The organism is Neptuniibacter halophilus, assembly GCF_030295765.1.
In the GTDB taxonomy this organism is placed as follows: domain Bacteria; phylum Pseudomonadota; class Gammaproteobacteria; order Pseudomonadales; family Balneatricaceae; genus Neptuniibacter; species Neptuniibacter halophilus.
Genome location: NZ_AP027292.1, coordinates 3,709,176 through 3,728,718 on the forward strand (window position 1 = coordinate 3,709,176; position 19,543 = coordinate 3,728,718).

The window sequence follows — 19,543 nt, forward strand, 5'->3', positions numbered from 1 at the left end:
TTATTTATCTTTTTTCAATGAGGGAGCGACAGAGGTATGCCCCCACCCAACCATGGGCTTACCATTGGGATAAGCGCTCTCTTCCGACAGTACCCGATCATCGACTAACCACTCGCCATGGAACGGATCTACCGCGGGGTCAGCCGGATTATCCACGCTGTGATCATCCTGCTGGCTGAAATCGATATAGGGCAGTTCAGCCGCCTGTTGCGGATCAGGGCTATCAGCCGCTGGCTGCGGGTTGGCCAGCTCATCGCTGACGTACTGTTCTGCCCGCTGATGCGCCACCTCTTTCGCCGTCAGACTGCCCAGAGAGTGGATCTGCTCAAGTCCGGGGACATCCTCAGGCATCATCATATTCAGCAGCTGATGGCCGCTCAGCGCCAGGTGAGCCGTTTCCGTGCCAGCTAGCTGATCTGCCGCCAGGATGGTCATATGGAAAGGTTCCTCCCCGGCACCATCATGATGATGATCCACCGACAATCGGACCCCGACTTTGAGCTGTTCTGACATCAGTTCAGCATGATCTTCACTGTCATGGTCGAAGCCCAGCAGGTGTCCTATCTCATGTGATACCACACTGAGCAGGTCCATCGCCTGTGCGGCTTCACTGTCGCCGATTGCCCGCAGGCTGTCGCCGGCTATGCTGACAATGAACTCGCTGTCATCATCCGGCGATTCATCGATAAACCAGCCGAAACCAGCCGCGTTGTAGTCAATGATAATGCTGTCACCCTGAACCTCACCGAGGGTATTGCCCTCCAGATCGGCAATCTCTATCTGAATAGAATTCAGCACATCCAACTGGCTCTGCGTCAGCTCACCGGTTGCGATCCAGCGATCGATCGCTGCATCAACAATCGGTTCGAGATCCGCGTCAGTGACCACCTGGGCATCCCCTTTCTGCGGCGCGCTGTGCTGTGCTTCCATGCGATTATCATCGTCCAGGATGGTGATCACCGCTTCGTCATCTATCAGATCGATACCGGTTGGGTTACTGAAGATCACGCTGAAGGTTTCATCGCTTTCCCGGCTGCGATCACTGAGGATCCGCAGATTGAGGGTGGCGCTGGTCTGCCCTGCAGAGAAGATTAACGTACCGGATGCTGCCTGGTAATCGTTGTCAGCCAGTGTGGCTGTACCGTCCAGCGTGCTCCAGTCAACACTGACACTTTCACTCGCTGCAGATGAAAGATTCACGGTGAGGCTGAAGTTAGTGAATTTTTTATTGCCTTCAGTGATCGAGATATCATTGACGGAGAGCTCAGGGGTGACCGTGGCAGGCTGATCATCATTGATAATGGTCACCATGCCGGCACTGTTTCCGATTACAGCCCCTGTCGCATCAGACAGGTTGAGGGTGAAGAATTCATCCCCTTCGATCTGCGTATCGCCAAAGACCGTAATGGTCACTTCAGCGCTGGTTTCACCTGCGAGGAAGGTCAGTACTCCGTTGGAGGCCTGATAATCCCCGTCGGCTGTGCTCGCGGTTCCGTCCTGAGTACTGTAGTTAACCGTGACGGTATCTGTCAGCGCTTCAGAGAGGCTCACACTGAGGGTTGCGACTGTACTGCCGCTGTCACCCTCAACCCACTCAATGTCAGAGACGGAAAGCTGTGGCTGTGCGGGTTGCTCAAGTTCAGGTTCATCGGTGCGAACCACCAGATCATCGAACTGGCTACGGCCATTTTTGCTGATCAGACCGAAGCGGCCATCCAGCACATGCGCGTTAAAGGCATAATCTACCCGGGCAATATCATAGACTGAGCCCGCTTCGCTGAGAGTTGCAGTCACAGTCAGACCTTTGAAAGAGAGATCGATGTCATAATCCTGACCTGCCTGAACTCCGCCGTTGACTGCGTAAGATTCATCCACTACCCAGCCTGCTGACTCGGTGTGATGGCCCACAACCAGCGCACCGTTATCGGCATCCAGCGCAACAAATTTGAAGTCATTCTCGCCGTAATAGTCGAAGATAAAGCCGCCTTGATGTTCCGTATTCAGGGTTGCAGCCAGTTCCAGAACAGAACTCACATCAAAACCGTTACTCAAACCCAGATCGATCAGGCTGATCACCTGCGCATCCGCACCGGCTGTGCCACTGTAAACGCCGTTCGCCACACTCCAGTTGGCTGTATCAAGCGGTTCAAACATTAAGCCGGGGGTGCCGTTGAACGATTCACTGGCCTCAAAGGTGATCTCAGGTGGCAGTACCTGAACCGCTACATTATCGAAGGTGCCGCGGGCATTATCAGAACCGACACCCACCAGGCCGCTGTTCAGGCCGTAGACGAAGCCGTCAGGATCAACCCGTGGATCAAAGGTATGGGTAAAGTATTCGTTTCCGTTTACCACCAGAGTCGCCGTTGTGCCGTTGATCGCCAGCAACAGGTTGTAGTTGCGATCCGGTTTCACCTGAACCGGTGACTGCACATCCACAATCCAGCCGTCTGCGGTACGGCGTCCCATTTCGAACTTGTCATTAGACACGTTGATGCCAGCAAACTTGAAGTCTTCAGGCCCCTGATAATCGAAGATCAGGTACGCATTGGCTTTCCAGCCGCCGGTGGGTTTCTCGGTGCTCACCGTTGCGGTGATCTCAAAGTAGCCTGGCAGTACATCATCGATGTAGAAGACGCTGACCGCATCGCCCCCCAGAGAATCCGCAGAAACTGTCAGGCTGCCGGATTCCACTTCAAAGGTGCCACTGTCGGTGTAGAAGCCCTGCGACTGACTGTTCAGGCCATCATTGAAATCAGCACTGCGCAGCACATCGCGGCGTCCGCCCGGAATATTACCCGGCTGCGGATCGGTTGGACCACCGGTCTGATCTTGCCACAGACCATGATCTTTCTGGGTCACCATACCCATCTCGCCATAAGGTTCTGCTTGCAGATGGGCCACATTGCTGTAACGGCTGGTGGAGTTCTGTGTACCTATATCAGCAGTTCGGGTGATATCGACACCGTCGCTGGCGGCCTGAGCCCAGAGGAAGTCATACAGATGCGGCGGTACCTGACGGCTCACTGTAGCGATACCGAATGGGGAGAATGGCACGATATAGGAGTTATATTCGCCCACCCAGTCGATCAGGCGGTCACCACCGGTGTTACCGATCAGAATATCCAGACCGGCCCCCCCGTAGACACGGTCTTCATACAGCAGGTGGGTATCCGGCGCATCGTTAAGCGCACCAGTCTGATCATAGCTGCTGCCGGAACCGCCGGTAACATCATCGGCATTCATCAGGTCATTACCCCAGCCGCCATAGATATGGTCACGGCCGGTACCGCCCACGATCCAGTCATTACCCAGATCACCGAACAGCACATCGTCGCCGTCACTTTCGCGCGCCTGCATATCACCGATCGGCGTACCGTTCGGTGCAAAATCTACGTAGCCTTCGGTGGTTACGCCCTCGTTATCCATTGCATTGAGGAAATAATGTTTCAATGTATCAGGATCAATTGAGTCATCTTTCCAGACCGAATTATCCTGATTGAAAAGAATCAGGCGTCGTGGATCGTACTCATCGTAGAGATAGAACTCACCCAGCCGGCTCTGAACCGGTTTCGGCGCATTCCACGGATCGTTGTCATCCCCGAACAGCAATACATCACCCGGATTGTATGGGCGGCTGAAATCAATACGAATCAGGTAATCGATCTCCTGATTTTCGTTGATCACTGGCGCATAAGATTCATCCAGTGCTTCAGCACCGCTCATCGCATCATCACCGGCACCACCGTGGATAAAGTCTTTACCCAGTCCACCGAAGATGATGTCGTCGGCAAACAGCGGATTGTAATGCGGATCATCGATTCCCGGAGCCAGATCCATTGGCGTCAGATCGACCGATTTTTTCAGTTCATATTCAATATTGATGGTTTCGGTCTGTACCTGACCCGGGGTGTAGATATATTCATTCAGCACATTACCCTGACTGGTACGGGTATCCGGGTCACGCTCCAGCAGCAGCTCAACCCCGTACAGGACCTCTTCTCTGCCTTCAGTTGCGGTGTTACGGCTGGTAAAGATACGACCATCATCACCCAGAATACCGTCGATACCGGTACCGCCGGAGATCCAGTCAGAACCCCAGCCACCAATAATGTCGTCATCATCGGCATCACCGAAGGCGATATCGTTGCCACCACCAAGGTAGATAAAGTCATCGCCGGTACCACCATGAACCTCATCGTTACCGCCGATATCCACTTTTGCGTAGAGGCCGGTATGAACATCATCACCGAACATAGCGCGGAATTCAGAATCTTCAGGATCATCCAGCGAGAACAGCTCCGGTTTAAAGTCAGGGCCGCCCGGTGTGTAATCGAGCAGACGGACACCACGGACGATGATCCGTTCGTTGCCCCGGTCCTCGACACCCTCAACCGACTGATCGTAGGCGTATTCCAGATAATCCTCACCCAGAGTATTCACATCGATGCCATTCACCCCGACAAGGCGGATAATGTCGCCGTTATCGCCGACGATCGCATCAGAATCACGTGCGTGGCGGTTTTCATTCGCGGTGCTGTCAGTAAGCTGCGTCACATCGGCGTTGCTTTCAACATTAAAGCCGTTATTGCGATCGATCTGCGTACCGGCACCGCCGAAGATCATATCGCAGCCATCAGGGCGGTTATTTGCGCTGATCAGGCTGAAGTGGGTTGAGGAGCCCCCCACCAGGTCATCCTGACCCAGGCCGCCGAAGATGACGTCATTGCCGCCACCGCCTTCGATATAGTCCTCGCCATCGCTGGCCAGTTCGATATGGGCGATGACAGTCAGCGGGCCGACCGGGTCTTCCGCGCCCATCCGTTCACGGGCAGCACCAATATGGGCTTCGGCTGCTACGGCACTGTCGATGGAGCCATCCCCCTGAATCACATCGTTACCCAACTGGCCGAACAGGGTGTCATGCCCTGCGCCACCGGCGATGTAATCGTTACCGAAGCTGCCAACACCGGCTTCACCGGAATCGATCTCAAAGGTATGGTACTGTGCGTAATCGATTTCATACTCAGCCCACCACTGCGGTCCGTTCGGATCACGGTAATCACGCATCAGGCCATCCGTCAGCAACCGTCCGGCGGTTTCGCCACTCAGTGGTGTCTGACCTTCGCCATCACCGTAGGCGTAGAGTGGATCCACGCCATCCGGCAGATCCCGGTCGGTACGCGCATAGATCAGGGTACCGGCCAGTGTCTGGAAGCGCGCATTGAGGATATCGTCGAGCAGATTACCGTCAATGATCACGCCATCCTCCCCGGCCATGCGGGTCAGACTGACCATATCACCGAAGATCAGGTCATCACCTTCGCGCCCGTCCAGCATGTCGTGGCCAGATCCACCGATCAAGACATCGGCAATCGCGGTACCGTAGATAATGTCATCAGCACCGTTCTGTGGGTTCAGAGCATTGATCTGGAGGATAGTATTCAGCTCGGTGGTCTGAATTTTCTGCAGCAGTGGCAGAACGCCCGCTGGCAGTGGTACCAGTGCATCCAGATCCGGAGAGTTCGGATCATGTACAAACTGGATCACTTCACCGTGGTCACCAAAGATGATGTTCTGGCTGTCGGCGAGCTCGTTGTCGATGCCGTCTACACGACCATCGCCTTCCAGTGTGTCTCGTCCGGCGATCAGGTGATCGCTGACCGGATACGGTACACGGACCGGCGCAAAGGTCTGGTCACTGGAGCCCAGGGTTGGATTGATGGTGGGTGCGGGGTTGGTATCAACCGCTGTAATATCCAGCGCACGGGTAAAGATATTCACGTTGATACCGTTGTCGCCGTAGATATGGTCCACACCGCGCTGTCCGAGAATGGTGTCGTCACCGGAGCCGCCGGCAAGATGATCACCCGCCTGGCTACCGATTATCAGGTCATTCCCGGCACCGCCGTAGGCGGTAATACCCACGCTTGGCATGTCGGCGTCTGCGACACCGGCAAACAGCTGCGAAGCATCAATTATGTCATGACCGGCATAGGTGTAAGGGTTAGCCAGCGGGAAGACCCACTCGTTATCTTCATTTTCACCATCCGGCAGATGGGCAAACGGATCGAATGGTTTCTCGCCAAACTCCTGACCCAATCGATCGAAGGAGTGACCTGAATACCAGCTGCCGTCCTGACTGGTGTCACCGTAGATCACCAGCGGACTGTCAGGACCTGCACCGCCGCTGATGACAAAGTGATCGCCGCCTACCTCAGAACCGGTATCTGTGGTGATATCGATTCGGGTGATGGTGACAGTTTTCGATTCGAGTACACACTCATGGATCGCCGCACCCTGCAGGTACATCGCGCTCGCGGTTACTTCTGCAACGGTAAAGCCACCGGCTATACCCTCGATATAGATCACCTGACCTTCTTCAAAGCCATCCGTGATCCAGCTGCCGCCATCACTTCGTACCAGCCGATCAACAATCAGTTCGACCTCCTCGACTTCGGTAACGGTGGTTTCTGCGATAGAGAGGTGCAGATTGAGATCAACAACCGTGCCTTCACCAAAACCGGCACCGGAGAGGATCATGGCGGCACCCTGCCCCCAGGTGGCAAACTCGCCATCAGGTTTCAGTTCAGGGTCAGCATCGGCAAAGCCCAGAATTTCGCGGGTTTCACCCTCTGCGCCAACCTGTATCAGCTGTCCGATCTGATAGCCATCGTCCTGCCAGTCCCGACCATCGAGTCGGGTCAGAGTGTTAATCTCGCCATCTGTAGCGGTATGGTAGTCACCCACGGTTTCGACAAACAGGTTACCGCCACCGTGCAATACGGTCAGGCTGCCGTGTGGTCCCTGTACCCAGATCAGCTCCTCTGCAGACTGCTGGGTTTCCAGTTCTGCGCCGAGCACGGTCATGCTGTCGCCGTCGATCTCAAGAACCCGGTACTGCACGGCGTTATCGAAACCACCGAGCGAGATCAGATGACCTTCAAGGAAGCCATGCTCTTCCCAGTTGTCGCCATCCTGACGGGTGAGTACGCCGCCTTCGGCATTACCGGCGATATCCAGAGTCAGGGATTCGATCACCAATGCATCCACCGCAGTCAGGCGAACATCGCTGCTACCATCCAGCAGCGGTACCGGGGTGGCACCGGCCAGTACCAGAATGGAGTTATCGTTTGGATCGGTAATCTCAACGGTACCGACACCACCCGGCGCAGTAACAAACTGAGATGCATCCTGCACTTCTACCACAGTCCATGTACCTGAACCGTCAATAGTGACCGTCTGACCCGGCAGGAAGCCCTGTGCTTTCCAGTCATAACCGGCCAGGGTCAGGCTGCCGCCGCCCAAAAGATCAGGAGTGGATGTAAAGGCGTTTTCTGCGGAGACAAACGCGGTTGGATTGAGGGTACCGGTGACATCCAGACGGTCGTTACCTTCACCGAGCATCAGATTCAGCACTTCTATACTGCTTTCGGCGCTGTCGGTGGCGAAGCCTTCTGATCCCAGATTGATCTTACCGAAACTGATACCGCCCGGAATCACGATGTTACCGCCGCCACTGCCTTCACCAAAGGTTGGGCCACTGACCGGACCGAAGTCCAGATCATCCGCCATCCCGAAGCCCTGCAAAGTGGTTTCGGTGAGGATACCGCTGGTATCGGCTTTACTCGAATCGTTAAAGATATTCAGCACATCGATCTGCTGGCTTTCCGGTGGCTGAGCGCCAATGGCGATCAGGAAGTCGTCGGTTTCACCCGGCAGTTTAATACCGTTGGTCAGGGAGCGGTCTGCACCGGTAGGCCCTCCCTCGACTGCGAGCGGTCCGCGCAGTTTAGACAGCAGATGATTAGAAACCGGGAAGACTTTCACACCTTCTCGGGTTGGCGGAACGGTGTAGTCATCATCCGCCTGCAGCTCAATGGTCTGCATATCGTAGTAGTCGGTATCGGTAAAGGTGGCCAGCGGAGCAATCCGCACCACGGTCACGCTGTCAGCATCGCCGTCACCCAGCCAGGTGTCATCCAGATCGGATTCCACGCCGTCGATCATCACATGGATCAGCTGGAGTTTGCTGTCCTGAGCGTCGTTGTCGCCGCGGATCAGCTGTACTTTCGCTTCCACATCGGCTTCTACCCCATTCTGATCGCTGATACGCACCCACATGCCTTCAAGGAATCCTTCGGAGAGCCAGCCGGCTTGTTCGCCTTCAAGACTACGATCAAGGAACTGACCCGGGAAGAAGTCTGGGTTAGTCTCTTCACCAAAGCTGACTTCGCCGGAGTAGATAAAGGCTTCTGCCAGATCCGACAGCACCACCGGATCATCCGATTCGCCTGCGGTGGTCCAGCTGCCGGTCGCAGTAAGGGTCAGAGTCTGACCATCTTCAGAGACGGAAAGGACTTCATAGTCACCGTCGTTATCTGTGCTGCCTCCTACCCTGATGCTCTGGCCTGCTACCGGAATCAGATAATTCAGTGCGGTCGCATCCGGAGACTCACCTTCCTCAACCCAGCTGCCCAGCGCCGTAAGGGTGATGGTCAGCGCGTTGATTGACAGAATCTCGTAGTGGCCGTTATTCGCTGAGTAGCCGCCATTACCGCTGGCATCCACCTCGATAGTCTGGCCCACCGCAAAACCGTCAGCGCTGAAGTCGCCCGCTGCACGAGTCAGGGTCAGATTGGTACCATCATCATCAAAGGTAACCTGATCACTGAACAGTGCCTGCGGATCGTAACTGGCACCGTAGAAACCTTCATCAGCAAAGCTGCCAAGGTCAGAACCGGTGCCCCGGGTGATGGTCAGGTGGGTGCCATCATCACCGAAAATCAGCTGTCCGTTAAAGATCTGGTTGGCCTGCAGACCACCAATCGCGGCGTACTGTTCAGGCGTGATACTGACACCATCAATGGTGATTACATCCGCCAGTCCATCGGTGAGCACTGCTACCTGAACCTCGCCGCTTGGCGCACGGGTCAGACGCAGCTCGTAGCTGTCGGTCTCACCACTACCGGCCGGAATATCCCGGATCAGCTGTGTAGCACCGGCGCTTTCGATTACCACCGCTCCGGCGGTTTCGTTGTCGTAGACCTCAACATCGAGCAGTTGCAGGCCGGAACGCAGATTCGGGAAGATATAATCCGCATCGCTGGTTGCAGCGTTGCGCTCAAATTCCACCACGGCCAGTTGCAGATCTTCGCGCACATAATCGTCACGGGCTTCGATGCCGATATTAATCGGATCGTTCCAGTCCGGATCGGCAATGCCATCGATAAAGGTAAAGGTCGCCTGACCAATTATCACCCGGTCGTTGAGCTCGTCATACACCGGGTCAGTAAACAGTTCGAGGCGGCTGTCGTTATCCGGGTTGGTGAATTTAATCGCTTTATCAGCAAAATCATTCAGGACGATATCCACCAGAACCACACTGTTTGCTGCAGGCTGTTTAGCCAGCTGCAACTGGATCTGGTCGTTCAACTGGGTTGTTGCATCGCCTTCGATCACGATGGTCTGGCCGTCTACCAGACCGTTTTCATCAATCTCGGTAATCAGAACTCCCGGTGTATCATTGTCCTGCACCTGGACTTCAACATTGCGTACATCTGCCGCATCATAGATACCGACGTTGGAGATCACCGAGTGCTGGATTACCACAACCCGGTCACCCTCAGCGCGCAGATCATCCGGAGCAAAGACGTAAACCTCCTGTTCGAGATTCCAGTTGGTGTGGTCAAATCTGAGTACAACCGCCCGGTTATCAATCTGGACAGGTACTCCATCGATCATCACCGTACGCTGGAAGTCAGCATTGGTCACCAGCCCACCCGGATCATTGGTGGACAGCCAGATGCTGTCGCCCAGCGCATCAACCAGTGGATCGGGGTTCAGATCGTAAGGCTGGCCGGTTGATGGGTCGATAGTGCGCTCTTCCTGAGTGGAGCGTGCTGCGGATACGGTGACATACACTACCTCACCTGCGGCCAGCTCTTCCGACAGGCGCACAGTATAGAAATCACTGAACTGATCGGCTTCGATCAGCTCCTCTCTGACCAGAGTCTGGCCCGGACTGCTGTCACCGCCCGCCTCTTCATTGATGACAACCAGGCCTTCCAGCGCATTGGAGACGTTGTAATCGAAGCCATCCACGACCAGTCCGTTATAGAGCGGATCGTCAGAGGTCACCAGATGGTCAACCGCACCGGACACGCCCTCAAGCTCACGGGTGATAATGTCTTCTACCACATCACCGCCCACATTGATGGTATCGGAACCCAGACCACCGATGACCCGATAGGCCACGCCAAACGCGGTGGACTGAACGAAGAACTCGTCGTCGCCCTCAAGGCCATCCACCTCAACCACTTCTACAGTGGAGTACCGGACATTCAGGCCAGCGCCGTAGATACCGTCTTTGGTAATGACAATATCATCAGCGAACTCGGTACCCAGAATCACCAGCTTGTCGAATCCGGCACCGCCCTCAACAGACACCGGCGCATTGATGTTGTAGCGCACCTCATCCTGACCGCCACCAGCACGGATATCGGGTGCCTGAGACACGGAGAAGCCAAGGCCTATCTGCGGAGTGGCGACGCCCTCTTCATCCAGAACAATCACATCATCGGTCGGATCTTCGGTGAGCAGCAAGTCGAGGTAGTTAATACCGCCATCGCCGTTGACGTCGAAATCAGTCAGCAAGGCATCCAGCGCGGCGCCATTATCCAGATCGTCGAAGCTGATCACGCCATCCTGCAGGTCCTGCAGAATCTGCACGCCCGCATCCAGGTCGGCTTTATCGATGGTTCCGCTGTTGTCGAAGTCGAAATCTACAGTTGCAGACAGGGCGAAGGCGCGGACGATAAACAGATCGTTATCATCATCCCCTTCCAGTCGCAGCTCGGCCTGATTTGAATAGACCCGGAACTCATCATCACCGCTACCCCCCTGAGCCACTAACGGAGCTGTAGCGCCGGCAGAGAGCCAGCCGCGGGTGGTGGCGACCAGATCAGGGAACTGATCCTGTGCCAGCAGATTACCGTCGGCGGTATCGCGCTGGGCCCCGAAGATCTGGCCGATCTGGAACTGATCGTTACCTGCACCGCCATCGATGGAGGTGATCACGGTGGTATCGTCAACGAAGAAAGCATCATTACCGCCTCGACCCTCAACCAGCAGGCGCCCATTGAGGCCGGTGTCATAGTTGATCCGCTGCACTTCGTTGCTGTCTTCATTGTTCTGAACCACATCGCCGTATTCAGCCAGGTTACCATGCAGAATCGAGACATATCCCGGCCGGTCTGCGCTCTCATTCGGCAGGAATGCCGCCGCCCGCATCAGGAAGATATCATCGGTCTGATAGGCCTCGCCGCTGTTCGGATCGATGCCACTATCAGCACTGTCGTAACCGAAGATATTGAGCTCATCGACCCCGTCGAACTCGGCGCCGGTATCCAGCACGTTGATCACATAGTTGCGCTGATCGGTGCCATTACTGCCCAGTGAATACACTTCGTAGTAGTCGGTGCCGGCCTGACCATCCAGGGTCAGGGTATGTTCTGCCACCGTCACTGTATTAGGACCGGTTGTGGTCGCGGTATCCTGCAGGAAGTACACCCGCATCTGGTCTTCACCGTCGGCCACCAGAGATTCTATGTCCGCGCTGCCGTGCACCCGGGTTTTCGAGCCGAGGAAGATATAACCGTCATCCCCCTGACTGGTGCCACCGCTGGCACCGCTCAGGTCACCGAACTGGATAAAGTCAGCATCCGCATTACCCCAGATATTGGTGAGATAAACCGGCGCGGTATAGGTGGGTTCCGCGCTGCCTACCGGATCGCCTGCAGTCACATCCGCACCGGCGATAATCCGGCCGCGCAGCTCCATATGGGTGCCGTAGAACAGATCGGCGTTATTGTAGTCACCATAAATATCGATGTTCTCAGCGGCGAGAATCTCACTGTTCTGATGCAGGTCGACATTATCCCCCACACGCAGCAGGACGGATCCGCCCTCAGCAAAGATCTGACCATTCGGCACCACACGCAGTGCATCAGGATCAAGGCCCGGTAACCGGTTGTTACTTTCTGCAAAACGGGCCGTACCGGATTCAAGCAGGATCAGGTGTTCGTCCAGGTCGGCAGACTCACGTACGGTCAGGCGAATATCACCGGTGTAGCTGTGTGCCAGTACCAGTCGCAGGTCAGCGTCGGTTTCAGTCAGGTAGATATTGTCAGTGGCTTCCAGTCCCACATCGTCGGTGTTAGCTGCAGAGCCACGGCGGGAGTCGATTTCGACATCGTTTCCGCTGCTACCTATATCTGCCCCGCTGCCGTTAGCATCCAGATCGATGGTCTGTCCAAGCACGTTGGCAGCGTCATCACCCAGCCCGGCATTACGCGCATCACGGATGGAACCCTCGGTGGTGCGCAGCGAGATATCCTGGATGGTGTGAACGGTGTCCAGCTCAAGCGGTCCGGTCAGCTCATCGATATAGATGCCACCGTTAAATGGCGCATTAATATCGTAGGCGTTCAGTACCCCGGTGCCGTCGTTGCGGTCTACGTTGATCTCAAGATAATCACCGATCTGGCCGATGCCACCGAACAGCGGGTTGGGTGTCTCACCGGTGATTACACCGGAGTTGAGGGTGATATTCACACCGGAAACATCCACGGTGGTTGAGGCACCCGAGTCGGTATCCGCATCGATAATCCGGGCACCGGAGTTCAGGGTGACGTCATCCTCAGTGGAATGGATATGGCCGACCAACATATCGCCGGTCAGCTCATCGGCGATGATTTCACCATTGGTGGTGAGGAAGATCTGTGGCGTGCCATCCGGTGGTGAACCGCCGTTCCAGTCCACATCTGTATTGATAATGAAGTCGATGGTGGTATCAGGCGTCAGGTCAGCCACCACATTGGATCCATAAGGTGATCCGGTAATGGAAGTGGTCCGGTAGCTGCGGTTCTCTGCACCGGTATAGCCATCGCTGGTGCTGACATGACCGATATCGATATCATCGCCGGCACGCACTTCGGTGAAGGTATAGACGGAATCCACCTCAATATGACCGGTGCCGTATCCCCGGCGAACCCAGTTATAGAGTGATTCACCCACAACGTCCGGGCTGAAATGATCCCAGTACAGACCGGTACGATCGGGTAAATACAGACCGTAGGTAGCGACGTTGATGCCATCAATCACAGCCCAGTCATCACCGGCGCGGGAATCATTAATCACCACATCCACATCATCACCGGCGGTGATTCGGTGGAGGGTGATATCCAAGCTGTCGGTTTCTGCCGGATCCTGAGAGCGGTCATGCAGGGTAATATCCAGTACCGTATCGTCACCGGCATCCGCTTCAAAATGGATCTCCTGCAATGTTGCAGTGACATCATTGCTGGGAGCATGGACCACACGCACCAGCTCAACCATCAGCGGGGTACGGCCATCGCTGGCGTTCTGGTTACCGATGTCGCCACTGGCATCCACATCCAGGGTGTTGCTGCGAATCAGGCCCTCATCAAAGATGGCGGCAGGCAGAACGCCCTGCTGGACCACCAGATCCCGCTCATCCACCCGGATATCACCGCGTTGGTTTTCGATAACCGTATCACCGATGACGTTATCAATGCCGCCTAAGAGTATGATATCGCTGTCATTATTATCGCCAGCAATACGGTTTCTGATCTCAACCAGCGTGCGAGGGTACGTCAGGTCCAGATCGAATTCGAAGGTATCACCCGGGGTGACCGGATCCAGTGAAACATTATTCACGGAGGCAGGATTGAAACGAATATCATCAACGATGATATCAACCGCAGCTGAGCCATCGTGGGTATCGATATGGTTGATGACCAGATCGTATTCAGAGTCATTAATGATCCTGACGTCATCCCAGGTGCGCTGGCTTTCAACCAGACCGCTGTTACCCCAGATGATGCCGTCGGTACCGTTGACGTGGTTGGCATAGAAGGTCAGCAGGCCACCCTCATCGTAGATAATGTCATCCAGAATCACCTGATCATTCGCTGCACTCAGGGTATCCCCCACTTGTTTGCCGGTATTGGAACCCAGTAACACAATATTAGTGAGGGTGAGAATTACCCCGTTTTCATCGATTACCAGTTCTGGATTCGCTTCACCAAGCAGCACCACATGGGATTCCCAGAAGATATGGCGTCCGGGTGTTTTATAGACCGGGTCATTCGCTTCGATATCAACACTGAGGAAGTTAAAGCACACTTTGGCTTCGCCGGCACCGATACAGATTTTCAGGTCAGGCAGATTGGTTTCTGTGTCCGCATCGGCCGTGATGGTGGCGATATTTTCAGAATTGACGGTGACGTTCTTCGCTTTCAGGAAAGAGCCGTCACGGCCACTGTCCCGGGTTAGGCTGTTATAGGTGGTGCTGGCATTGGCATGCACATCCACCGGAATCGGGTTAAGAACCTCCAGCACGGCACTGATTGCACTGGCCAGCGCATTATCGTAATCATTGTATTTGGCGGTGGCGTCCGAATGCATCTGGGTGTTGTCGTGACGGGCCTCAACCAGAATATTTTCGTTACTGATAATGGAAGAACCATCATGCAGCAGGGTCTCAACCAGATCCCAGGAACTGATATGGGCGTCCGCTGTAGAATCGGCCACCGGATAGGCTTTGGTGTCGGATACCGTGGTTACATTGGCTGACCACTCGGTGACCAGGCCGCTGTTGTCGATGATCACATCGCCTGTGGTGTTATCAATGGTGCTCTGGCTACCGGCCCGGGAGGCGATCGCCACATTGTTAGCCTGGATATCCGAGTTCGCATTCAGAATCACCTGAGTCAGGGCCGGATCGTTGGCAGCACCGAGGGTGAGATTACCATCCGCATCAGCAAACCCGGCGATCGCGGTGGCGTCTGCATTTGCGATCACATCTGCGTTCAGTCCGGTGCGCGCTTCAACCAGTACGGTACGGTTGGCTTTGATGGTCGCATCAGAGCTGACAATGACATCGTAATTAACCACGATATCAGCATCCGCATCGGAGTCAGTGACCAGACCAAATGAACCATCGGTCTCTGCCAGTGCATAGAGTCGCTGCATGCTGGTCGCCAGTATTTCGACATCCTGCTGGGCAATAATCGAACCACTGCCAAGCTGCGTCAGCACGTGGCTGTCAGAGCTGACCGACGCATCAGTATTCCCGATCACAATACCGCCGGCCGCATTGTTGGTGGCGATCGCGCGGGCATCCGTGTCGGCACTGGCTTCAATGCTGACCCGGTTGCCGCGCAGAATATCGGAGTCGATCAGCGCCTGTACGGTCGGGTTAGACTGCGCGGTGGCATCAGTATTACCCACGGCGACCGCGCCGACACCAGAACCGGTGGAGTCTGCTTTGATCTCATTACCGCTGTGCACCGCGCTGAGGGATAACAGGTTACCGGATTCTACATAACCGCTACCGGTGATAACCTGAATGGTTGGGTTGGCTACTGCGAACGTATCCAGACCGTTAATATCGATTGCTGCACCACCAGCAGAATCGGCATCGGCTTTGGAGGTGGTATTGGACTGTGCAGAAAGCGTGACATTACCGGAGGCCGTGATATGACCGCTGCCAAACTCGGCTATCACGGTCGGATTCACGCGGGAAGTCGCTACGGAAGAATTGGCGCTGATAGCGCCGCCATCTGCGGCAGACACCACCGCAATGGCGGTATCCGTAGAAGATGCGGTCACCGTAACCGTAGAAGCGCCGGCCACACCGTAGGTGGTCGCTGCACCCTCGCTGTCGAGACCCGCCACCGTGGTACCGACACTGCCCAGCAGTTTCGCAGAGGTATCACCATAAATATTGGCGGTTGGACTGGAGCTGCTGACGGAGACAAAGCCGCCGCTCAGCACACCGGCATCCGCTTTGGCATAGTTACTGGAGTTCGCAGTTACCGTGACGGCAGACCCCGGAATAGTAATCAGTGCACCGGAACCGATGCTGGCGTCTGTATCGGCGCTGTTGGTGATTTCAGCCAGGGCATTGGCCCCACCGCCGGCAAACAGACCAATCGACAGCACATCGGAGGTCGCTCTGGCATCGTTATCTGATGTGGCTGTAACGCTCAAAAGACTGGCATCCACCACATCAGCGTTCATCTCTGCTTTAGTACCGCCACCGACTTTGGCCGTCGGGATGGAAACCCCTACTGCAACCAGACCACCACCGGCAGAATCCGCATCGGCAGTGGCATCATGATCGGAGGTCGCGGTAAAGGTGATGCTGCCATTGATATCTAGCACATTACTACCGTTACCCCCGGTGGCATTTACATCGGCGGCACTGGTGATTTCGGCATAGGCTGCGGCACCATTGACGGTAAATCCGCCCAGACCGGCGGTGACTACATCCGCATCGGCGGTATTATCACCATCCGCTTTCACCAGCAAAGAGGCGGCGGTCACGTCGCCATCCATATCGGCGATCACTGCCCCCCCAATTTCAGCTTTAGCCCCCACCAGAGACGCCGTAAACAGGCCCCCTGCCAGACTGAGCGCATTCGCCGTTGCCTTATTCTGATCGCCTTCCAGCAACGCCTGAACTTTGACAGCGCCGCTGGTCCAGATATCTGCGGTGGAGCCAACGCGGGCTTCAACATCCGCATCACTGCTGATAATCGCATTCGCCTGTGCACCATTACCACCCGCGAGGCTTACGGACCCCATAGTCACTGTGGCCAGCGCAATATTCTGGCCGGTAGCTTTCACATCCAGTGAGCCGGCTGCGGCATCGATTATCTGACCATCAAATTCAGCCAGCACGCCACCTCCGACGGTGGCGTCAGGTAGCATAACGGAGATGGAGACCAGACCCAGGGTAGCACTGTCGGCTACGCCCTCAGCTTTGTTATAGCCGGAGGCGATCACATCAATATTCGCAGCGGGAACGGAGAGTTGTGCCGTTGAGCCAACTTTTGCTTCAACATCCGCTTCAGCGGTAATGTCGGCAACCGCACTGGCAGCGGCCCCGGCGAACAGACCAAGGGAGATGGTCAGTGCATCCGCATCCGCATAGTTATTACCGGTTGCCAGCACATCCAGGGTATTAGCATCATTAACGTCACCGTCCATCTCAGCTATAACGGCACCCCCTACCCGGGCTGCCAGTTCACCGCCTGCCAGAGAGACCAGTCCACCGGATGCCAGATCTGAGCTGGCGCTGGCATCGTTATCACCGGTGGCTTCAACCTGCAGTGTGTTTACCGTAGTCAGCTCGGCGGTGTACGCGACGGAGGCAATCACATCCGCCGTATCGGTAATCTCTGCGACCACACCACTGCCTGCACCACCGAAGACACCAAAGCCACCGGCCAGGGTGTAGGCCTGAGCCAGATTACGACCTACTGCTTCGATGGTAATCGATGAGGAATCAGTGATATCACCCTCCACCTCAGCGATCACAGATCCGCCTACTGTGGCACCGGCAAACATCACAGAGACACCGGCCAGCGCTCCCCCTGCAGCACCGATGGCCAGGGCTGTCGCTTTGTTCATTTCACCCTGCAAACGGGCATCCACCACAACGGCACCTGTGGTTGCAACCGAAGCGGCCGTACCGAGGCGGGCTTCGACGTTGGCATCTTCTGTAATACTGGCGATCGCCTGAGCACCGGATGCACCGGCCAGAGAGATCGTAGCAACTGTTGTATTGGCATCTGCAATATTTTCACCCAGTGCTTTCACATCCAGTGTGGAAGCGGAAGAGCCGGTCATCTGTCCGTCAAACTGAGCCAGCACCCCCCCGGCGACATGCGCTTCAGGCAGCATCACTGAGATTGAAATGCCACCGACGCTACCGCCGACCGCGCTGCCGAGGGCTTCGTTATAGCCGGTGGCCAGCACATCAATATGGGCGAAGGGAGTATTAAACTGCGCGGTGGCTCCCACTGTCGCATTCACATCGGCATCGGCGGTAATCTCCGCTTTAGCGCTCGCACCGGCGCCGCTGAACAGACCCAGAGAGATCGCCAGTGCATCCGCATCGGCAAAGTTATTACCGGCCGCGAGCACATTGATGGTGTTGGCATCATTTACATCACCATCCATCTGTGCAGTCACCGCACCGCCCACACGGGCTACCAGTTCCCCGCCTGCAATCGAGACGGCGCCACCGGAGGCCAGATCAGAGGTGGCGATGGCATCATTATCGCCGGTTGCTTCTACGGTGAGGGTATTGGTTGTGGTCAGGTCTGCATTCTGGCCCACCAGAGCGATGACATCCGCCGTATGGGTGACTTCAGCAACGACACCGCTACCGGCGCCACCGAAGGCGCCAAAGCCGCCTGCCAGCGTATGTGCCAGCGCCAGATTACGACCTGCCGCTTCGATGGTAATGGAGGAGGACTGAGTCACATCGCCGTCGACTTCAGCCATCACCGAACCACCCACGGTAGCGCTGGCAAACATCACCGAAACGCCCGCCAGTGCACCGCCCGCACCACCGACAGCCAGTGCGGTGGCCTTGTTCATTTCACCCTGCAAACGGGCATCCACCACAACGGCACCTGTGGTCGCAACCGATGCCGCCGTACCGAGCCGTGCTTCTACATTGGCATCTTCGGTAATAGTGGCGATCGCTTGTGCACCGGAGACGCCGGCCAGAGAGATCGTAGCCACTGTTGTCGTGGTATCTGCAATATTTTCGCCCAGTGCTTTTACTTCCAGCGTGGAGGCCGCGGCGCCGGTCATCTGACCGTCAAACTGAGCCAGCACTCCGCCACCAACAATGGCCTCGGGCAGCATCACTGAGATCGACAGCCCACCCACACTACCGCCTACCGCGCTGCCCAGTGCTTCGTTATAGCCGGTGGCCAGCACATCGATATTGGCATCAGGGGTATTAAGCTGCGCGGTGGCTCCTACGGTTGCATTCACATCGGCATCGGATGTGATCTCTGCTTTAGCGCTGGCACCGGCGCCGCTGAACAGACCCAGCGAGATCGCCAGTGCGTCCGCATCAGCAAAGTTATTACCGGTCGCCAGCACGTTGATGGTATCGGCATCGTTTACAACACCATCCATCTCTGCGATCACCGCGCCACCGACACGAGCCACCAGTTCGCCACCGGCAATGCTGACGGCACCACCGGAGGCCAGATCTGAGGTGGCGATGGCATCATTATCGCCGGTTGCCTGAACGGTCAGCGTCGTGGTTGTGGTCAGCGATGCCGTATGACCGACCGAGGCGATGACATCCGCAAATTCAGTGATCTCAGCAACCACGCCGCTACCGGCACCGCCGAAGGCACCAAAGCCGCCTGCAAGAGTATTAGCCACGGCAAGGTTACGACCCTCTGCGAGAATATCGATCGCGAAAGCGCCGCTGATTTCACCGTCCACATCCGCGATAACAGAGCCTCCAACCTCAGCCGTAGCCAGCATCACGGAAACACCTGCCAGCGCGCCACCAACAGCACCCACGGCATTGGCTGTAGCCAGATTCATATTGCCCTGCAGACGGGCATCCACCAGAACGGTGCCAAAGGTGTCTACCAGACCAGCAGCGCCGATATGCGCCTGAACCTCGGCATCCGAA

1 protein-coding gene (running past one end of the window) is annotated in these 19,543 nt (G+C 56.0%); it reads right to left on the reverse strand.

Going from position 1 to position 19,543, the window contains the following annotated elements:
• On the reverse strand, positions 1–19,543 hold the 3' portion of the coding sequence (locus QUD59_RS17435; RefSeq protein ID WP_286238541.1) for a Calx-beta domain-containing protein. 16,001 nt of this gene lie beyond the right edge of the window; the window shows 19,543 of its 35,544 coding nt (coding positions 16,002–35,544); its start codon lies beyond the right edge, outside the window; the stop codon is at positions 1–3.